Raw genomic sequence first — 14,986 nt, 5'->3', positions numbered from 1 at the left:
CAACACTAACCCCGAAAAAAGGATGCAGGTCAGCCCCTATAACTTACCCGATTCCAGCAGCGTTTCGCGGTGCTCGCGCCCGGCCAGAATATAACCGGTGCCTACCTGGCACCCCTGCCCTGTGGTGCTGCCGTCGCAGTAAATAAACCGCTTGGTTTCCCGGAATACGGGGCCTTCGTTGCGGGCATAAACCTGCTTGCGCTGGGTGAGGTAGTAGAGGTTATTCTCCACGTCGTCCAGGGTAGTAATGGTTTCGGTGTACTCCTTTTCTCCGGCCTGGAAGGACTTGCCCACATTCTGGTATTGGCGGCCCACGGTATCCAGGGCGGCATAGGCGTAGGGGTTCCAGCGCTTGCCTTCGCGCACCGGGAAAACCAGCTCCACCGTGCGGCGGTTGCCGCGTAGCAGCTGCAGGCTCTGGCTGGTGGGTGTGAGCACAAATACGCTGTCATCGGCCCATTCCTCGGCGGCTTTTTCCCGGCGGGAGCGGATGATGCGGTAGCTCAGCAGGCCGGCGGCATCCGTAAAAGTTTCCTCCACTCGTTCGCGCAGCTGGTACCGGGTAGTGGTAGCTACGTTATCATCCCAGATAACGTCTTCGGCGGCAAAAGTGCGGTAGGTACCGGTGGCCACCGGGTAGTATTCCTTACCCAGTGGCGCCGGAGCCTCCGTTTCACTTTTGCAACCAGCAACTACTCCAACCAACAGCACTGCCCAGCGGGCGTGCCGCTGCAATCTTACGAATTGAGTCATGAGGTAGCAATAATATCTTCTGTGGCTACGGGCGCCACATCCATAACGTGCCGTTCTATCCAGCCGCCGCCCAGCACATCATTGCCATCATAAAAAACGGCAGCCTGCCCGGGTGTTACGGCATGAACGGGTTCTTCGAAATATACTCGAATTTTATCACCAATCTGTTCTAAAAATGCCGGGGAGCCATCATGATTATAGCGGATTTTGGTGCGGCTGGGCACCAGGCCCATGCCTTCCAGGGAGGCGTACTTCCCCATGTTGAGCTTGCCTACTACCGTGGCGGTGCTGGCCAACTCATCAAAGTTGCCTAATACTACCTGGTTGGTCTCGGGGCGAATTTCGGTTACGTACACCGGGAAGCCCAGGGCCACGCCCAGGCCTTTGCGCTGGCCAATGGTATAGAACGGGTAACCCTCGTGCTTGCCTACCACCGTGCCATCGCGCATCACAAACTCGCCCCCGGCCACGCGCTCCTCCAGGCCCGGCACGCGGCGGCGCAGGAATCCGCGGTAGTCGTTGTCGGGAATAAAGCAGATTTCGTAGCTCTCGGGCTTATTAACCAGCTCGGTGAAGCCCCGCGCCCGGGCCATGTCATAGATTTCGGTTTTGCGCAGACTGCCCAGCGGGAACATGGTGCGCGCCAGGCTCTCCTGGCTGACGCCCCAAATGGCATAACTCTGGTCTTTGTTTTCGTCGATGCCTTTGCTGACCACATAGCGGCCGTTTTCCTGGCGCACGTTGGCGTAGTGGCCGGTGGCAATAAACTCGCAGCCCAGTTGGTCGGCGCGGCGCAGCAGGGCATCCCACTTAATGTGGGTGTTGCAGAGCACGCAGGGGTTGGGCGTGCGGCCCGCCAGGTATTCATCGGTAAAATTACTGATGACGAAGTCGCCGAACTCTTCGCGGATATCAATGATGTAATGTGGGAAGCCCAGGTCCACGGCAATCTGCCGGGCGTCGTTGATGCTGTCCAGGGAGCAGCAGCCGGTTTCTTTCTTGCTGCCGCCCGCCGAGGCGTAATCCCAGGTTTTCATGGTCATACCAACCACTTCATAGCCTTGCTCGTGCAGCAGTACGGCTGCCACGGAGCTGTCGATGCCGCCGCTCATGGCTACCAGCACCCGTCCTTTCGTTGTGTTCATACGTGAATCAAATTGCGCCCGAAGCGTGAAAGGTTCCGGCCGAATAAACAAAGGTACGGAGTTCCCCTCTACGCACCTCAGCTTCAGCCAAAGCAGCGGGTATAGTGGAGCTTAAATGGGAGCCGGCAGAATTTGTTGGACTATCACCCTAACCAATTTCACCAGGTTTCGGATATTGCAGCGGCAAACCTGCCTTCCGGCCTTCGCCGGTACCTCTCTGCTCTGCTAGCCACTTCCTTATGTCTTTGATTACGTCCGTGCTGGTGCGCGGTATCAATAACCTGTCTGATGCGCGCTACTGCGCCGGGATGGGCGCCGATTACCTTACCTTTAATCTTGACCCGGCCCTGCCGAACCACCTGGCCCCCGAGGCGGTGAAAGAGCTGGGCGGCTGGGTAGCCGGCATTAAGCTGGTAGGCGAGTTCAGCACCCTGCCCGCAGCTGAAATCAATGCTATAGCCCGGGACTGTGGCCTGAGCTATGTTTTGCTCACCCGCATACGCCCCAAAGAGGAGCTGGCCGGCCTGGAGCTGCCTGTGCTGCAGCTGATGAACTGGATACCGGATATGCTGCCCGAAGACGTAGATATGCGCTTTAAGCAGCTGAAAGGGCACGTAGCGGGGTTTGTGCTGCCCACCATTCCGCCCCAGCCGCTCACCGGCGTGCAACTGGCCCATCTCACGGAGCAGGCTCGCACCTATTCTATCTGGCTGGCCGCGGGCTTTGCCACCGGCAAGCTGCGCGACCTCCTGAACACGGTGCAGCCCGCCGGCATTGTGCTGGAAGGCGGCGACGAAATAAAGCCCGGCCTGCGCGACTTCTCCGAAATGGAAGCTGTGTTTGAGGAGCTGGAAGACTAAACTTGCTGCCTTAGGCCATTACCGTTAACATACTGAACAGCGGCTCTGCCAGGCGCGCCTCGCCGGAGGTGTGTACGTGCTGCTCGGCCTGCGGGCGCGGCAGGCTTTTAGTAAAAAGCCGCCAGGCTACGGCTCCGGCCAGCGTAATATGCGTGGTGGGCATTTGCGTAGTGACCGGCGCTTCCAGCTGCCACCCAGCAGGAAGGCGGCGCAGCAGCCAGTGGCCGCCGCCTTCTCCCGTAATCGAAATTAATAGGGTAGTACCCGCTACAGCTTCCGTATTTCGGTATTGATGCGGTAGCGCCCGCAGACAGGTATCCAGAAAGGGATAGTACAGCTCGGCGGTGAACAAGGCGGCCTCCTGCCCCACTGCCTGCCTTATTTGCTGCTGATGATGCCACTTCTCGGTGTACTCACGCGCTATGTGAAACCAGTTAGCCGACTGCTCCTCCCCGGCCCAGGCCACGGAAAATACGGCCGGCGCCTCAGGATCAAGTGAGGCCAAATACTGCTGGTATTCGGGGCCGGAAAGGGCCAGCAGCCACGTAATAACTGCCGGACTCAGGCGCTGGCCGGCGGCCACCCAGTCGGCGTTTAGCTTGTTTAGAAAAGAAACTACATCGGCGTAGCTCCCACTGGCGGGGGCCTGCCCAAAGTAACCGTCGCGCAGCATGGACAGGGTGCGCAGGTTGCCATCCAGCAGGTGCAGGGCCACGTCGCGCACCCGCCAGCCGGGGGCCAGCGTGGGCCGCTCCCAATCCTCGGGGTGCAGACTGCGCAGTAATGCCAGTAGCTTTTCGTCGAGCAGTGGCAGCAAGTGCACGGTGTGGAGGGGAGCCATCAGCAGCAGAAGTTAGCTAAGGCGGAACTGCAGGTATTTGATGGGAATACCGCTGGCGCGGTACCGGCCTTCGTAGTGCGTCTGAATGTCCTCGGCGTGTGGTAGCAGCTCAGGCGTGGCGTAAAGGTCCTTGGTTTGGGCCAGAATGGTAGCCCCGGGGCGGGCTTGCACCGTTTCCAGTGAAAAATCATACAAGGCCTCGCTGTCGGTTTTCAGGTGCACCAGCCCCCCGGGGCGCAGCACCTGCTGATACAGATCCAGATAGCGCGGGGCGGTGAGCCGGCGCTTGATGTCCCGGTCGCGGGGGCGCGGGTCCGGGAACGTAATCCAGATTTCGCTCAGCTCGCCGGGCGCGAAATGCTCCGTCAGGGTTTGGGCCTGGGTGCGCAGGAAGCCCACATTGGTCAGGCCCATGGCGCGGGCCCGGGTGCTGCCGCGCCAGATTCTTTCTCCTTTGATATCGAGGCCCAGAAAATTGCGCTCCGGATAGCGCTGGGCCAGCCCTACGGTGTACTCGCCCTTGCCGCAGCCCATTTCCAGGGTAATGGGTTGGCGGGCAGGGAAAAAGGCTTCGTTCCACTTGCCGGCCAGCTGCAGGTAGGTTTCCTTGCCCGGCTCTACAATCTCGGCGCGGGTGGCATTTTCAGCAAAGCGTACTAGTTTGATTCTACTCACGAAAACGAAAAAGAGTGGCGCCCAGGGCGCGGTTAAAGTTGGAAGCGAAGGTGGCTGCTGCTCAATTAAACAGGTCTTCTATCTCCGCTACCACAAAGGTACTGCCCCCAATAAAGACCACATCATTGGGCGCGGCGGCGGCGCGGGCGGCCTGCACCGCCTGCATTACCGACCCAAATATGCCGCCCGAAAGCCCCACTCCCGCAGCCAGCGTAGACAACTCGGCGGCCGGCAGAGCCCGCGGAATGGCCGCCTGGCAAAAATAATACGTAGCCTCCCGGGGCAGCAAAGCCAGCATGGCGGCTACATCTTTATCCGCTACCGTGCCCAGCACTATATGCAGCCGGTGGTAATGCAAACGGCGCAGCTGCGCCACTATGGAGCGAATACCGGCTTCATTGTGACCCGTATCACAAACCACGAGCGGGCGGCGGCCCAGAATCTGCCAGCGGCCCCGGAATCCCGTCAGGCGCCGTACGTCGCGCAGCCCTGCCTGCAGTGCCGCTTCCGTAATCAGAAAGCCTTGCTCCCGTAACTGATCCAGGGTGGCCAGCACGCCGGGCAGATTGTAGCGCTGATAGTCGCCGACCAGGCCCACGGTTAGCTCCCGGGCAGGCTCCCCTTGCTTCTGAACCCGCACCATTTGTTCTTCCGCATCGGCCGGGGTTTCGCCTGGTGTCTCTACCTGGTAAACCTCATCCGCGAAAACAATGGGTGCCTGCACCGACGCGGCGTACTGCTCAAACACGGCCCGCACTTCCGGCTGGGTCTGGCTAATGATGACCGGCACGCCGGGCTTGATGATACCGGCCTTTTCCGCCGCAATTTCCGGCAGCGTGTTCCCCAGCAGGGCCTGGTGGTCGAAGCTGATGTTAGTGATGAGTGACACCAGCGGCGTAATGATATTGGTAGAATCAAGCCGGCCGCCCAGGCCTACCTCAATAATGGCTATATCTACCTGCTCATCGGCAAAATACTCATAGGCCAGGGTTACCGTCATTTCAAAAAAGGATGGCTTAATCTGCTCAAATAACGGCTGCCAGCGCGCTACCCATTCCACCAGATATTCGGGTGCGAGGTCCTGGCCATTGATCTTGATACGCTCCGTAAACTCCCGCAAATGCGGGGAAGTGTACAGGCCTACTTTGTAACCGGCGGCCTGTAGCACGGCGGCCAGCCAGTTGGAGGAGCTGCCTTTGCCATTAGTGCCGGCCACGTGCACCGCGCGAAATTTCCGTTCCGGGTTACCCAGGGCGGCAGCCAGCGCCTCGGTATTAGCCAGACTTTTGGTGATGGCCGCGGCGCCTACCCGCTGAAACATGGGCAGCTGGGCGTATAAATAGGCCAGCGTTTCCTGATAATCCATATGCGTCGTGCTTGCCGCTCACCCCGGCAGTAGAACCCTACTGCCGGGGTGAGCGGCTAATTATTCTGCAAAAGAAAGCCGCCGGCAGGAATATCCTGCCGGCGGCCTGTTTATTTCTGTGAATGTAGGGCGACTATTTCGCGCCGATGATGTAGGTAATAAATCCAGTGCCACCGCCACTGCCACTGCCCACACGCCTGAACGTGGCTTTACGGTAGATTAGGTCCTTGTAGAAGTTGGTTACAGTTGGCGACAAACTGCTAGATTGAACCGTTACAGATTCTACCTCGCCGTCTTCATTAATCTTGATCTTGAGGACCACCTTTCCACTTTCATTGGAGGGGTCCTGTTCGCGGGGTTGGTTGTCAAAGGCCCAACCTGGCATATTGAGGTTGCCCATACCGCCTCCACTACCTCCGCCACTTCCAGGCTTACCGTAAAGCGCTTTGGCGTCCAGGGAGCCATTTGGGTCCCCCTGGTCACCTACTGAGCCAGGTTTGTCGCCGTTGTTATTGCCGGTGGGCGTATTGCTGGTGCCATTCTGGCCGTTGCCGCCACCGGCGGTGCTGCCTTTGGGGGTGTACAGGGTGCGGGGCTTTTCAGCGGGCTTGGGCGTTTCGCGCACGGGCTCCGGGCGCGGGGGCGCGGCCGTTTCTACCGGTGGAATCTTTACGGGGCTTTCCTCGGCTTCGCTGGTTACAATCTTTTCCTGGGCTGCGGGCTGCGGTTCGGGCTCAGCGGCCGTACGGGCCGGCTGGGGCGTGGGGTCCGGGCGGGCAGCCGGCGGCCGGCTATCCTCGCGGTTTTTCGACTCATTGGCCGGGGCCATGCTCTGGATGTCGCCGGAGCCGGCTTCATCAATGCCGTAGTTCAGCTCTACTCCGCCCCCGCCAATTTCAGTAAGCGGTGGGTCGGGCCCTTTAAAGATGGTAAAGATGAAAAACGCCGCTAGCAGGGCATGAAACACCACCGTGCCAATGAGCGCCTCGCGCTTATGTTCCTCGCGGTATTCCATGGTTGGTTGCAGTTATTGGCGGTAGTTACTGAGGAGCCAGGCCGTATTTTATGAGTGCCTACTGTGCTGTAAACAGTTCTGGTTGGTTCGGGGGTTCGGCTAAGGGCATTTTTATCGTACCAGCAGCCCGGAAGCTTTTACCAAAAGCCTACCCGGTTACTTGCCGGCGCTCTGCTGGGCCTGGGTGGCCATCACCATTTTTACTTTTAGTCGATTGCCAATTTCCAGGATATCGACCAGCTTCTGCACATTCAGGGAAGAGTCCACGCGCAAAACTACGGTTGGCTCAATGCTCTTATCGAGGCCGGCAATGCGCTGGGCCAGGGCCTCTTCCAGGGTGGCGGAAGTAACGGGCTGGCGGTCCAGGAAATACTGACCCTGGGCATCCACCGAAATGTTGATGGTCTGCTTCATGACTGCCTTGCCGGAACGGGCATTAGGCAGCATCAGCTTAATCACATTGGGGTTCACCATGGTGCTCACAATCAGGAAGAACAGCATCAGGAAGAACATGATGTCGTTCATCGAGCTGGTCTCGACGTGCGAGGAGAGCTTACGGCGCCGGCTTAAATCCATTTCAGTTACCAGTTGCCAGTTGCCGGTTGCCGGTTGGCAGTTGTCAGTGTTTCATCGAACGAACTGACAACTGCCAACCGGCAACTGGCAACTGATTAATTATCCTGCAGAATGTCCATGAACTCGATGGCCGAGTTCTCCATGCGGAACACCAGCCGCTCTACCATAATGCTGAGCCAGTGGTAGCCTACGTGAGCAATAATACCCACAATAAGGCCCGCCGCGGAGGTTACCATTTTGGTGTACAGACCGCCCGAAATCTGGGCGATACCGAAGTCGCCGGTGGCGCTGATGGCGTAGAAAATCTTGATTACCCCGATGATGGTACCCACAAAACCCAGCATGGGCGCGATACCGGCAATAATGCCCAGGATACTTATGTTTTTCTCCAGGCGGGCAATTTCAATTTTGCCTACGTTTTCCACGCTGGCTTCAATGTCTTTCAGGGGCAGGCCAATGCGGCGGATACCCTTTTCAATCATGCGGGCCAGTGGCGAAGGGTTCTGAGCGCACAGCATTTTGGCGCCCTGCAGGTCCCCTTTCACCATCAGATTACGGATGCCATTCATGAAGGCATCCGGATTAACGGCAGCCCGACGAATGGTGATGTACCGCTCGATGATGATGTACACCGAAATAAAAAGCAGGATAAACAGCGGCAGCATGATCCAGCCCCCTTTCAGGATAAGATCTAGCAGCGAGAGGTCAGAATCAGCAGCGGTGGTGGGTAGTGCGTTGGCAGCAGCGGCAGCAGTATCAGCAGCGGTGGTGGTAATCTGCAGGAAGAATGGCGTCATGCTAATAATTGGTGGCCAGAATGTCGTTGCCGAATTTCTTGCGCAGCGTAGGCAGGCTGCTCTTCGCCGAAGCCTTATCGGCAAAATCGGCTACGGAAATGCGGTAGTAACGGGTGCCCTGCACGAAGCGGTTGCCGCGGCGGGGCGTCAGCAGCTTCACGGCAATGCCTTTGCTTATATACTGCTTGCGGAGCTGCTCAGCGGCTTTGGCATTGGTTAGCGCGGCCGTCACCACGTACCAACGGTTGGTGATGGTGGAAATTGTGGCTGAGCTAACGGGCTGGGCGGCTTTTGCTACCGACACCGGCGCTGCGGTAGAGGTTGCAGCAACGGCAGCCGGAGCAGGTGCCGCTGGAGCAGGTGTCACTTCCGGTTTTGCTTCCGGCAGGGCTACTTCCGCTACGGGTTCCGATACACGCTCCTCATCCCAGCTGGTTTGGGCCAGTGCGGCCTGCTGGCGCATCACGGGCGCGGGAGTATCCGCGGGAGCCTGTGCTACCGCATCGGTAGAGGAGAATTGCAGGCTGGCGGGCAGGTAATCAAAGCGCTGGGCCAGCATGTAGTTGGCCGAAAGCACCAGGCCGGAAACGACTACGGCGGCTAGCGTATTGAACACGCGCTTGCCCAGGCGACGACGCGTAACGGCCAGCAGCGGGGCCACCTCCGTGGGCCGTTCCCGGGCAATCAGGGCATCGGTAGCGCGCACGGGGCGCGAGAGCAGCTCCGGCAGGCCGAAGCTGGCCGACAACAAATTCTGGGTGCCGGTGTATTCAAAATCAAGTCCACGGCCCGCAGCATATCGGAAAATACCGATGCCGGGCAGCTCCGTGCGGTGGTTTTCGGCCAGCTCGCTCTGCAAGCGGGCCACCGCATCGCGCACCATCTGGCGGGCCTGGGCCGAGGAAATGCGCAGAGCATTGCTCAGGGCATCTACCAACAACCCGTCGTTGCGGGTAAGGGCCTGGTTGAAAGCTACCCGCTTATCGGGCGGAGCCAGCGTGTGGCGCACCGGGTGAATGTGGGCCGGAGAATAGTCGGAAATAAGTCCCCCGAAATCGGGAATGATAACGCAGTCGTGCTCGCGCAGCAAGGCGCGGATGTGGTCAGATAGCTGCAAGGGACGGTGGATTGGGTCGGGTAGCAAAAGGTTAAAACTCATAGGTACCCCCCGCCAGCACGTTCACGCCCTTCACCGGATAGTACAGGAAACGCTCATATTTACGTCCCAGCAGGTTGTTGCCTAAAGCAAATATTGACAGATTTTCTGTAAAACGGTAATCTGCGCGCAGATTAAGGTCCAGAACACTGTCCGTTGCCTTGGGAGCCAGGTGGTCGGCCGTAGCACCGGGGTCGAAGGTGCCGGGAATGAATTCGGAGCCGAAACTGGAGCTGAGCGTGTACAGCTGAGCGCCCAGCAACAGCTTCTCATTCATATTGTAGGTGCCGAAAACCGAGCCCTGGAAAGCGGGCCGGTGGTAGGCCTTCTCCAGGGAGTGCACCTTGTACGCGTTATAGTCGCCTTTGAAGCCCAGGCGGAAGCGCTCGGCCGCATTATACAGCACCTCGCCATGTACATTCAGCAGCTGCGTTGATTTCCGGTCGTACACCAGGTCAAAGCGGCTTTGGTCGCGCAGGGAGTTGTTATAGAAATACAGGTTCTGATCCTGGGCTACCGTCACCTTGGCATTCACTTCCAGCGCCCGCACGGGCGAGGCGTTGAAGCCAAAGAACAGCGAAGGACCGCGGTGCGTGTCGGCTACGCGCTGGTTGCGGCCCAGCCAGGGGTTTTCGGTGCTCAGGTCGTACATGGTAACGCGCTGCAGCGCGCCACCCAGGCCGGCATACACCACAAACTTATCCTCAGCCACGGTGTAGCCCAGGCGCACGGCCGGGTTCAGGCTGAGTTGCTTGGCCGTGCCAATGGTGTCGCCGGTGTAGCCAATGGTTGCGCCCAGGGAAATATCCAGGCGGTCAAGGTCTACCTCAAACGCGGGCGTCACCTGCACAAATGGCCGGCTAACCGTGAGCGAGTCTTTATAGGAGATAAAAGAAGCGTCGCCGTTGATAGCTACGCGGGTGTTTTCCGAGAGGTAGTATTTGGATTGCAGCCCCACCAGGAAGTTGCTTTCGCGGGCTTCCAGGTTGTCTTTCCAGAAGTTGAAGCCGGCGCTCAGGTCATACTGAAACTGAGCATCGGCCGCCCGGTTGCGCAGGTACACTTTGGCCGCGGCGCGGTTGAAGGAGTGCTTGAGCGAGTCGGCATCGGGGCGGTCATTCTGAGCCTTATAGCCGTAGAAATTGTAACGCTCGTGGCCCAGGTCCAGGCTGCCGCCCAGGGTGAGCGGGCCGCTGTAGGTTTCCCCATTCAGGCCCAGGCTGCTTTGGCTGCTGCCCGAGTTCTTCCCATCTACCGGGCCCTTGGCCGAGGAAATATGGCTCAGGTTTACCCCGTAGGAAGCGGCATTATCCCGGGTGTTGTGCAGGTAGAGCTTACCGTACAGGGAGCCATAGTTGCCGAGGGCCGCTTTGGCGTAATTGCCCAGCAACGGCGCTAATTCTTCCTGCTTAATAGTGAGCACCCGCACCGATGGGTTCAGGTTGTTGGATGGCAGCTGGAAGTCCTGGAAGGAGTATTTTACCTGCTGGTCACCTTTTGCCGGCGGCTCAATTTTAATCTTGTCGAAATTCCGGTTGGCTTCGGGCAGCTGATTTACCCGCTCCTTCACGATTTCAATTTCTGCGTCTTCAATCTTGCCGCGGGTGGTCTGCGCCCATAGCGTGCGGGGCGCGGCGCTGGCCGCCAGCACGGCAGCAAGGGCAAGAATCTGAGGAGAGCGAAGCGTCATATAGTTGGGGTTGATGCAGACAGGGGCCGTACTCCGCTCCTGCCGAACCATGGGTATGGCGTGGGATAGGCCGACTTACTGTTCGTCGGTATTTGCGGGCGTGGCCGTGGAGTCCGTGGGCGTGTCGGTCAGGGAGTTTTTCAGCGGGGTGCGTTTGCCTGTGGTGGTTGGCTTGGCAGCGGGCGCTTTACCGGCCCCTGCCTTGCTTGGCGCAGGTTTGGCGGGCGCGGCTGGTGCAGTACCACTATCCAGCGCCGCAAGCCGCTGCTTGGCTCCTTCTATAATTTCCGGCACCGGGAATTTATTGTCGATGATGGAGTTCAGCGTTGCTTTTGCCTGGAAGGTTTCGCCCTGCGCCGTGTAGATATCGGCAATCAGCAGGAACGAGCGGCCCTGCCACAGCTCATAGTTGGAGAAGCTGGAATTGCTCTTGTAGGCGGCGTCCAGAGCGGCGTCATACTTCTGCTGCTTGAACAGCACTTCGGCCATGAGATACTGCGCTTCGGCGCCAATTTCATCGGTAGCGGTGCCGGCGGCTTTGCCCAGCTCCGTTACGGCCTGATCCAGGTTGCCGGTTTTGTAGCTGGCTTTGCCCAGATACAGCAACGCCAAGTTGGTGGCATTCAGCGAGGCATTGCCCATGGCCTGCAGCTCTTCGGCCGTGCGGCGGGTAGCAGCGTAGTCACCACTCTCGTAGTAGCTCTTCATCAGGCCCAGCGCTGCATTGGCAATTTCGCGCTTGCTCTGCGACACTTCCCGCAGGCGGGCATAGTACTTAATGGACTCCGAGTAGTTCTTGTTCTCAAACTCCAGCTCGGCGACCCGGCCAATGGCGCGGTTCAGAAACTCCGATTTTCCCTCGTCCACCACGGCCCGCAGGCGGGGCAGTGCCAGGTCCTTCTTGCCGGTTTTCAGGTAAGAGTCCGCCAGGAAGTAGCGTCCATCCGCTGCCAGCGCATTGCTGGGGTACTGCTTCAGATAGGCATCCAGCTTGGGAATGGCCAGCTCGTACTTCTCCGCCAGGTACAAAGACTTGGCCGCCTCAAACTCCACGCTTTCCACCGCGGCGTCGTTGGGGTTCTGCTGCTTGTAGCGGGCCAGGTACGCATCAAACTCGGCTGTCTGTCCCAGAGCCGTAGAAGACTGCTGCAAGGAGTAGATGGCGCTGCTGGCGGCTTTGCTGCGGGGGTACTGGTCCAGCACCCGTTTAAAATCGGCTACGGCTTTATCATGCTGGTCCAGGTTGGCATAAGCTACGCCGCGCTTTTGCAACGTGGTAGGCACCAGCGGGCTATTGGGGCGGTTGTCCAGCAGACGCGTGAAGCCGGCCACGGCCGCCTGGTAGTTACCGCCCTGAAATTCCAAGTCTGCCTGCTGATACACCGCGTCATCGGCATAGCGCGAGCTGGGCGCGGTTTTTAGCAGGGTAGCCAGCGTGCTGGCCGCCTCGTCGCGGCGGCCCATCAGCCCCAGCGTTACGCTCTTCTGGTAGTAGGCGTAGTCCTTATCGGCGGCGTTGGCGTTGATGACTTTGTTGTAGCCATCCAGCGCCTGCTGGTAGCTTTTGGCTATGTAGTTGATGTCGGCCAGACGCAGGACCACATCATAGTAATTGGGGTCAGTGGGCTTGGCCTGCGCATCGCCCAGGTAGGCCTGAAACTGCGGGCGGGCGCGCTCATACTGCTTGGTGTTGTAGTAGGCGTAACCCAGGCCGTAGCGGGCCTGCTGATCGAGGGTGGTTTTGGCGGCGGGGCCGCTGGCAGCGGTGCGCAACGCGGCGGTGTAGCTGGTAATGGCCGGCTGATACTGCTGGCCCACACTGTACAAATCTCCCTGCAATACCTGCGCGGCCGCCTGTAAGGCATCATCCTGCGGGTATTTCAGGGACTTTTCTACCAAGGGCAGGGCCTCGTTGTAGCGGGTGTTGTTGTAAAGCGTGGCCGCCTGATTATAGGCCACGCGCTGGTAGGTGGCATTCAGCTTGCTGCTGCGGCTGTCCAGCCCCTCCAGGTAGTTCAGGGCCTGGGCGTAGTCGTTGGAGTTCAGGAAACTCTCGCTCAGAATATCATCGGCGGCCGGAGCATTCTTGGAGCGGGGGAATTTCTTGTTGAAGTCCTTCAGCGCCGTAATAACCTCCGCCGAGTTGCCCAGCTCATAGTTGATCTGGGCGTATTTCAGCGTGGCGTTTTCGGTGATATTCTTATCGAAGTTCTGCTTGCGGGCGGCGTCAAAGGAGTTCAGAGCCAACTGCTTCTGGTTGGTCTGCATGTAGCTCAACCCCAGATGGTAGGCAGCGTTCTGCCCCAAAGAGTCGCGGCGGGCAGCCACGCCTTTCAGGCTGCCAATGGCGCCTTTGTAGTCGCCCATTTTGTAGTTGGCGAAGCCTACTTTGTACTGTACTTCCGGCTCAATGCGCTTGCGGCCGTTGGCGTAGCGGTCAAAATACTCGGCGGCCTGCTTGTAGTCCTTTTTCTGATAGTAGGCATCCCCCACCAGTAGCTGAATTTCATCGGCGCTTTGCGGCAGCGGCTTCTGGGTCAGGGCTTTGGTACCGTAGGCAATGAGGCCGTCCAGGTCGCCTTCCTTGTAGTAAATCTGGGTCATCACGGCCGGCACCACGGGGCGGTAGGCGTCGTTTTCCTCGGCCACGGCCAGGTCTTTGCGCGCGCCGGCAAAGTCGTTGTTCAGGTAAGCCAGGTAGCCGGCGTAGTAGCTGCTGGCGTAGTGGTACTGATGGTTACCCTGCTTGTTGCGGTCGAAGAGCAGGCGGGCTTTATCGAACTGCTTCTGGGCAAAGTAGCTGTAGCCCAGCTTAAACTCCGACTCGGCCCGCTGGTCCATCGACAGATTATCGGGCCCTACCTTCTGCAGGTACTCAATGGCCTTGGGGTAGTTTTTCTTATCGAAGTAGAATTTGCCCAGCTCGAAAAAGGCCACGGCCGCCTTTGGGTGGGCCGGATTGCGCGCGGCAAAGGCCAGAATGCGGCCTTCAGCATCAGGATGCAGCAGATACAGGCCCGACACGGCGTAGTAGTACTCGGCATCGGTGGTTCGGTCCTGCTGGTCGCCGGTGCGGCGTTGGGTAAGCTCCAGGTAGTGCTGGAAGGCTACCTGAGCGGCGCCGTACTTGGCACGGTCGAAAAGCTCCAGGCCTTCCTGAAAGTAGCGTTCATCGTTGGCAAAAACCTGCGTCTGCTGGGCCTGTGCCGCCAGCGGGGCCGCCGTGCCAAGGGCAGCAACCAGTGCAATCCGGGGTATAAACTTCATTGCGGGTCGTTACGGGAGGCGGCCTCCAAAGGCCGCATATGGCCAAAAGTAGCGAAAAGTTTACGGCAGGTTGCCGCTAAAATGCCCTTTTTTGCCGTTTGTAACGTGCTGCGGAGAAGTTTTGGTGTGCTAGACAGCCATTGCTCCGCTTTACACCTTCACCATCGTCACCTCGTCCTTGGTGAAATCGAAGCGACTTTTGTCTACCTGTCCTTTGCAAACCACCACGCGGGGCGGCACCAGCTTACCTTTTGAGCTGCCTTGTATCTGCGCCTCTCCCATGGCTTCCAGCGTAGCCACAGCCTCACCATTCAGCCGCAGCTCCCACGGGCCGGGCTTTACAGCCCCATCCAGATTGCCCACAATGAACACTTCTTTCGGAGACATTTGGATGATATCGAGGACTTGCATGGGCAGCTTTTTGGGCTTTAATTTCTATAGTAAGAGTGTGCTTTGGTGTAGTGTATATGAAATTGAACAGGCAAAAGCTCATTCATTCTCTTACAAACTTCATAAAGGCTCACTACTCTGTATTGGTAAATGTTTACAACTTTAACATCGTCTTTTTTGACGATAATAAATTGATAACTATCCAGATCAGTTGCTGTATTATAGCCCCGATAATGTTCTCGGAAGGCTGATAAATAAGTTTTGTCTAGCGGATTCAAGATTCTATTTCGTTCCGCTTTAGTGATGTTCCTATAAAACAGAGAATCTGTTGCTCCTGATTCATTTATCTTAACACGGATTGTACTATCAGTTATTACATATTTTCTATCTGAAAACATTGCTGACTCTTCTATCCGCAGCCTAGTAACACGTTGAGGTTTACGCTGCGCATAGCT

The 14,986-nt window shown here is 58.2% G+C and carries 13 protein-coding genes; 1 reads left to right on the top strand and 12 read right to left on the bottom strand.

From position 1 onward, the window contains the following. Positions 1 to 36 precede the first annotated feature (36 nt). Positions 37 to 753: a hypothetical protein gene (locus PK28_RS10080; RefSeq protein WP_156126339.1), complete on the bottom strand. Its 717-nt coding sequence runs from the start codon at positions 751 to 753 to the stop codon at positions 37 to 39. Next, positions 750 to 1,898 carry a tRNA 2-thiouridine(34) synthase MnmA gene (gene mnmA, locus PK28_RS10075; protein WP_071885141.1) on the bottom strand — a complete coding sequence of 383 codons (1,149 nt, stop codon included), beginning with the start codon at positions 1,896 to 1,898 and terminating at the stop codon, positions 750 to 752. Before mnmA ends, PK28_RS10080 begins: the two co-directional genes overlap by 4 nt. Positions 1,899 to 2,137: 239 nt before the next feature. Between mnmA and PK28_RS10070 the strand changes: the two genes are divergently transcribed. After that, complete coding sequence (locus PK28_RS10070) at positions 2,138 to 2,758, top strand: beta/alpha barrel domain-containing protein (protein ID WP_044513600.1); 621 nt, start codon at positions 2,138 to 2,140, stop codon at positions 2,756 to 2,758. A 10-nt stretch (positions 2,759 to 2,768) separates the two neighbouring features. Here the strand turns inward: PK28_RS10070 and PK28_RS10065 are convergent, their stop codons facing one another. The 10 genes from PK28_RS10065 to PK28_RS10020 form a co-directional block, all read right to left on the bottom strand. Beyond that, the gene (locus PK28_RS10065) at positions 2,769 to 3,599 is read right to left on the bottom strand and encodes a maleylpyruvate isomerase N-terminal domain-containing protein (protein WP_044513599.1); all 831 of its coding nucleotides are present in this window, start codon (positions 3,597 to 3,599) and stop codon (positions 2,769 to 2,771) included. Positions 3,600 to 3,611: 12 nt separating this feature from the next. Next, on the bottom strand, positions 3,612 to 4,274 hold the full coding sequence (gene trmB / locus PK28_RS10060; protein WP_044513598.1) for a tRNA (guanosine(46)-N7)-methyltransferase TrmB: 663 nt from the start codon (positions 4,272 to 4,274) through the stop codon (positions 3,612 to 3,614). 61 nt (positions 4,275 to 4,335) lie between these two features. Beyond that, positions 4,336 to 5,640 (bottom strand): bifunctional folylpolyglutamate synthase/dihydrofolate synthase, encoded by a 1,305-nt coding sequence (locus PK28_RS10055; RefSeq protein WP_044513597.1) that lies wholly within the window; start codon positions 5,638 to 5,640, stop codon positions 4,336 to 4,338. A gap of 133 nt (positions 5,641 to 5,773) precedes the next feature. Further along, entirely contained in the window at positions 5,774 to 6,655 is an 882-nt protein-coding gene (locus PK28_RS10050; RefSeq protein WP_044513596.1) for a hypothetical protein, read from the bottom strand. A gap of 156 nt (positions 6,656 to 6,811) precedes the next feature. Beyond that, positions 6,812 to 7,231 carry an ExbD/TolR family protein gene (locus tag PK28_RS10045; protein ID WP_044513595.1) on the bottom strand — a complete coding sequence of 140 codons (420 nt, stop codon included), beginning with the start codon at positions 7,229 to 7,231 and terminating at the stop codon, positions 6,812 to 6,814. 95 nt (positions 7,232 to 7,326) lie between these two features. Then, complete coding sequence (locus PK28_RS10040) at positions 7,327 to 8,028, bottom strand: MotA/TolQ/ExbB proton channel family protein (protein WP_044513594.1); 702 nt, start codon at positions 8,026 to 8,028, stop codon at positions 7,327 to 7,329. A gap of 1 nt (position 8,029) precedes the next feature. Further along, entirely contained in the window at positions 8,030 to 9,187 is a 1,158-nt protein-coding gene (locus tag PK28_RS10035; protein ID WP_082017060.1) for an HU domain-containing protein, read from the bottom strand. Beyond that, the gene (locus tag PK28_RS10030) at positions 9,177 to 10,874 is read right to left on the bottom strand and encodes a TonB-dependent receptor (RefSeq protein WP_044513592.1); all 1,698 of its coding nucleotides are present in this window, start codon (positions 10,872 to 10,874) and stop codon (positions 9,177 to 9,179) included. Before PK28_RS10030 ends, PK28_RS10035 begins: the two co-directional genes overlap by 11 nt. A 75-nt stretch (positions 10,875 to 10,949) precedes the next feature. Continuing rightward, positions 10,950 to 14,141 (bottom strand): tetratricopeptide repeat protein, encoded by a 3,192-nt coding sequence (locus tag PK28_RS10025; RefSeq protein ID WP_044513591.1) that lies wholly within the window; start codon positions 14,139 to 14,141, stop codon positions 10,950 to 10,952. Between the two features lie 150 nt (positions 14,142 to 14,291). After that, positions 14,292 to 14,528, bottom strand: a complete 237-nt coding sequence (locus PK28_RS10020; protein ID WP_044513590.1) for a hypothetical protein — start codon at positions 14,526 to 14,528, stop codon at positions 14,292 to 14,294. Positions 14,529 to 14,986 lie beyond the last annotated feature (458 nt).

This window comes from Hymenobacter sp. DG25B (genome assembly GCF_000801315.1).
In the GTDB taxonomy this organism is placed as follows: domain Bacteria; phylum Bacteroidota; class Bacteroidia; order Cytophagales; family Hymenobacteraceae; genus Hymenobacter.
This window is presented reverse-complemented; position numbering and strand designations above follow the sequence as displayed.

Coding starts and splice junctions, on each gene's coding strand:
- PK28_RS10035 (WP_082017060.1), bottom strand. CDS start 9,187: ATGAGTTTTAACCTTTTGCTACCCGACCCAATCCACCGTCCCTTGCAG.
- PK28_RS10080 (WP_156126339.1), bottom strand. CDS start 753: ATGACTCAATTCGTAAGATTGCAGCGGCACGCCCGCTGGGCAGTGCTG.
- mnmA (WP_071885141.1), bottom strand. CDS start 1,898: ATGAACACAACGAAAGGACGGGTGCTGGTAGCCATGAGCGGCGGCATC.
- PK28_RS10030 (WP_044513592.1), bottom strand. CDS start 10,874: ATGACGCTTCGCTCTCCTCAGATTCTTGCCCTTGCTGCCGTGCTGGCG.
- PK28_RS10065 (WP_044513599.1), bottom strand. CDS start 3,599: ATGGCTCCCCTCCACACCGTGCACTTGCTGCCACTGCTCGACGAAAAG.
- PK28_RS10050 (WP_044513596.1), bottom strand. CDS start 6,655: ATGGAATACCGCGAGGAACATAAGCGCGAGGCGCTCATTGGCACGGTG.
- PK28_RS10070 (WP_044513600.1), top strand. CDS start 2,138: ATGTCTTTGATTACGTCCGTGCTGGTGCGCGGTATCAATAACCTGTCT.
- PK28_RS10020 (WP_044513590.1), bottom strand. CDS start 14,528: ATGTCTCCGAAAGAAGTGTTCATTGTGGGCAATCTGGATGGGGCTGTA.
- PK28_RS10055 (WP_044513597.1), bottom strand. CDS start 5,640: ATGGATTATCAGGAAACGCTGGCCTATTTATACGCCCAGCTGCCCATG.
- PK28_RS10025 (WP_044513591.1), bottom strand. CDS start 14,141: ATGAAGTTTATACCCCGGATTGCACTGGTTGCTGCCCTTGGCACGGCG.
- PK28_RS10040 (WP_044513594.1), bottom strand. CDS start 8,028: ATGACGCCATTCTTCCTGCAGATTACCACCACCGCTGCTGATACTGCT.
- PK28_RS10045 (WP_044513595.1), bottom strand. CDS start 7,231: ATGGATTTAAGCCGGCGCCGTAAGCTCTCCTCGCACGTCGAGACCAGC.